Consider the following 3,558-nt stretch of genomic DNA (forward strand, 5'->3'; position numbering starts at 1 on the left):
GATTGATTTTTTCCTAAAGATTTATTGATGATATTTCCCACAGATAAAATTTGATTCTGTTGAGTGATAACTAAAGCATTAATTGCATCGTTAATATCATTATCTTTATCGTTACAAACTTTAAATAAAGGAATTAATTTTTCCGCTTCTAATAACAACAAAAATTTAATAAGTAAACTAGCAGATTGAGATTCATCAGGGAAAATACAGGTAAAAAGATTATCGCAGTTAGATTTAATCATAATCATAATGAATCACCGTTAATAGTTGTTATTTATCTATCCAGTGACTTTTGCTGTTTTATGCAACCTGTCGAAAAAAAAATTTGCTACTCTATCTATAATTCTCTCACTATAATTAATTTGATTCCTGTTTAATTCCAAAAATCCAAGAAAAATGTTATTACAACCTCATCAAAGAACAAAATTAGACGATAGTGAAGATAATTATTTTTATTCTTACCCTCGCTTTGTTAATCATGTAGATGATAACTTTATTCAACAATTAACTAATCTTTATCGTCAAGAATTACAATCAAATAGTCGAATTTTAGATTTAATGAGTAGTTGGGTATCACATTTACCTCCAGAAATGGAATTTAGCCATATTGAAGGGCATGGTATGAATCAGGAAGAATTAGCCAAAAATAAGCGGTTAAATCATTATTTTATCCAAAATTTAAACCAAAATCTTCAATTACCTTTAGAAGATCAATATTTTGACGCTGTTTTGTGTGCTGTATCAGTACAATATTTACAATATCCTGAAGCTATTTTTAGTGAAATTGCCAGAATTTTAAAGTCTAATGGTGTGGCTATTTTTACCTTTTCTAACAGAATGTTTTATCAAAAAGCAATTTCTGTATGGCGTGAGGCTACCGATAGGCAAAGAATACACCTCGTAAAATCCTATTTTCAATCAATACCTGATTTTAAGCCCCCGCAAATACTAGCGACACAGCCAGAATTACCTGCTATTTTACAGATGTTAGGTATTGGTGCTAAAGATCCATTTTATGCCGTCTTTGCACGAAAAAATTAATTTTGATTTCCCATTAGTAACCTTATCTATTAATTATGGCGAAAGGTGATATAAAATTGTTGAATTTAGTCTTAGAAGACTTACAAAAATTACAAAAAAATAATAAATTTACTTGTGCTATTTTGAGATTTGATAAAATCAGTGTTAGACATTACTGTTTTAAAAGTAATTTAAATAGTAGTTTAAATACTATCCACAGTTTTTGCCTTAGATTACTAAATAAAAATAAGTGTAAGATAAAAAAAAGTCATGAGACAAAATCAAAGAATTTACCTACAAATTTTTCCAAATTAGTTGTACACTAGAAAAATTAGGGACAAATCCCTTACTAGGAGCTAATTTAAAATATTTTTGCTCAGAAGTCGAATGTGGTTTAAGATGATCAAAACTGCTGTAATGAAAATAAAAAGATTTAATTAGATGTTCAATTATTGGAAAAAAAAATGGGAAATATATTTAGAATGGTTTTATGAAACTTCTACCACAATTGTTATTATTATTTTTTTATTGCTATTAATTCCCCTTATTATTTGGATAGATATAGAACAAATAAAATCAGTAAAAGATACCATCGAAGTTTTATTAGAAAAAGGAGAAGTAATTGCTATTTTATCAGCTATTTTACTTTATTTTAAAGAAGCTCGTAATCGCAAAAAAAGAGAACATTATGAAGCATGGCAAGTAATTAATTCAGCCCAAAATCAAGGAGGAAGTGGTGGAAGAATTAGTGCCTTAGAAGATTTGAATAAAGATAATGTTTCCCTAGAAAATTTAACGGTAACAGAAGCTGATTTAACTAAAATTAATTTAGAAAAAGCTGATTTAGCAAAAGCTAATTTTTCCAAATCTCGTTTAGAAAGAGCAAATTTACAAGAAGCAGTTTTAGTTAGTGCTAATTTGAAAGGTGCTGTTTTAGCAGGGGCAAATTTAGAAGGCGCTATTTTAAGTAATGCTAATCTTCAGGGCGCTGATTTACGAAAGGTTAATTTTAAGAATGCACTGTTATTTAATGTTAATCTTCAAGAAGCAACTTTAACGGGTACAAATTTTCAAAATGCTATTTTAACTAATGCTAAATTAGAGAGTGCCATTCTAAGCAAAGCTAATTTTACTGAAGCTAGTTTAGACAATGCTAAGTTACAAAATAGTATTTTAAATAATAGTAATTTTAAAGGTGCTGATTTAACCAATGCTAACTTGGAAAAGGCAACATTACATAAAGCTAATTTTGAAAAAACAAATCTTTCTGATACTAATTTTGACGATGCAGATTTAACGGAAGCGGATTTAAAAAATGCCCTGAATTTAACGGAAAAACAAATTTTAAAAGCGAGAATTTGTCAAACATTATTACCAGAGCAAATTATTATGGATTCTAACCGAGATTGTCAGCTAAAATTAGAATTACTTTCTCAAGAAGATGGAGAACTTTCTGAGGATGAAATAAAAGAATTATTAAGATTAAAAAACTTTATTCAACTGGCTTGTGAAGATGGTAAAATTTCTCAAGACGAAATGGACACTATTCAATCTTTAATTACTTCTGATCATCGAATTAATATTCAAGAACTAAAAATGTTACAAGAACTTATTAATTCTAAAATTGAAAAAGGAGAATTAAATTTAGAATAGTTCTTATTTGTAGCTTTTATTAAATTTCTGATTAAAAAATATTTTTAAATGGTTTGTAATAAAAGATTTATTCCTAATTCTCCGAAATGGCTATATTTACTTTTTGAGATAAATAATGATGAAAAATAGAATAAATAAAATTGAAATAATTTTTGAAACTCTGATCTGGAATTTTCGTTTTTTTGTACTCTTTCCCGTTATATTTAGTTTATTTAGTGCTTTAAAATTTTTTATTATTGGCAGTTTAGATATTTGGGCCGGATTAATTCTAACATTTGAGATGAAAGATCCAGAAGGAGCAAATACCTATAAAATTGTTTCTTATATTATTGGTGGTATCGATTATTATTTGATTGGTATTGTTTTATTAATTTTTAGTTTTGGTATTTATGAACTTTTTATTTCTAAAATTGATATTAGATTTCAACAAGATGAGATTAATATTCTTCAAAGTGAATCCTTAGAAGAGTTAAAAGGAAAATTAGTTCAAGTTATTGTCGTGGCATTGATTGTCAGTTTATTTAAAAAAATGTTAAATTTAGACATAAAACAAGCTAGTGATTTAGCTTATATTGCCTTATCTATTTTACTTATTTCCATAAGTAGTTATTTACTGCAATTACAACATAAATATTCTCATAAATCTGATCATCATAATCATTAGACTTATGCCAGAATTTAGGTAATAGGCAATTTTCTTTATTCTTTTTGAAACGGAGAGAAATAATACTAAAAAATAATTGATAATTTATTAAAATTGATTTAATGATTAATTGTTATTCGGTGTATATTAATCAACTTTATGTTAACTCAAACTTATAGTAATTAGACTTCTCCAAGAAGTCAGGCAATAGGCAATAGTTATTAAAATTGATAATTTCCCAC

The 3,558-nt window shown here is 27.0% G+C and carries 4 protein-coding genes; 3 read left to right on the forward strand and 1 reads right to left on the reverse strand.

Features of this window, described 5'->3' with window-relative positions; all coding sequences use genetic code 11:
• The coding region (locus FWJ34_RS18760) for a hypothetical protein (protein ID WP_308256853.1) at positions 1-248 on the reverse strand (248 nt) is incomplete at its 3' end.
• 148 nt (positions 249-396) lie between these two features.
• Here FWJ34_RS18760 and FWJ34_RS18765 point away from each other — a divergent pair.
• The 3 genes from FWJ34_RS18765 (at position 397) to FWJ34_RS18775 (ending at position 3,337) form a co-directional block, all read left to right on the forward strand.
• Positions 397-1,041, forward strand: coding sequence for a class I SAM-dependent methyltransferase (locus FWJ34_RS18765; RefSeq protein WP_308256854.1), 645 nt, complete (start codon positions 397-399; stop codon positions 1,039-1,041).
• 420 nt (positions 1,042-1,461) lie between these two features.
• Positions 1,462-2,673, forward strand: coding sequence for a pentapeptide repeat-containing protein (locus FWJ34_RS18770; protein ID WP_308256855.1), 1,212 nt, complete (start codon positions 1,462-1,464; stop codon positions 2,671-2,673).
• 115 nt (positions 2,674-2,788) lie between these two features.
• Positions 2,789-3,337 carry a YqhA family protein gene (locus tag FWJ34_RS18775; RefSeq protein ID WP_308256856.1) on the forward strand — a complete coding sequence of 183 codons (549 nt, stop codon included), beginning with the start codon at positions 2,789-2,791 and terminating at the stop codon, positions 3,335-3,337.
• Positions 3,338-3,558 lie beyond the last annotated feature (221 nt).

This window comes from Geminocystis sp. GBBB08 (genome assembly GCF_016743215.1).
In the GTDB taxonomy this organism is placed as follows: domain Bacteria; phylum Cyanobacteriota; class Cyanobacteriia; order Cyanobacteriales; family Cyanobacteriaceae; genus Geminocystis.

Excerpts from the sequence above, each read along its gene's own strand:
- FWJ34_RS18765 (WP_308256854.1), top strand. The coding sequence starts at position 397 with ATGTTATTACAACCTCATCAAAGAACAAAATTAGACGATAGTGAAGAT.
- FWJ34_RS18770 (WP_308256855.1), top strand. The coding sequence starts at position 1,462 with ATGTTCAATTATTGGAAAAAAAAATGGGAAATATATTTAGAATGGTTT.
- FWJ34_RS18775 (WP_308256856.1), top strand. The coding sequence starts at position 2,789 with ATGATGAAAAATAGAATAAATAAAATTGAAATAATTTTTGAAACTCTG.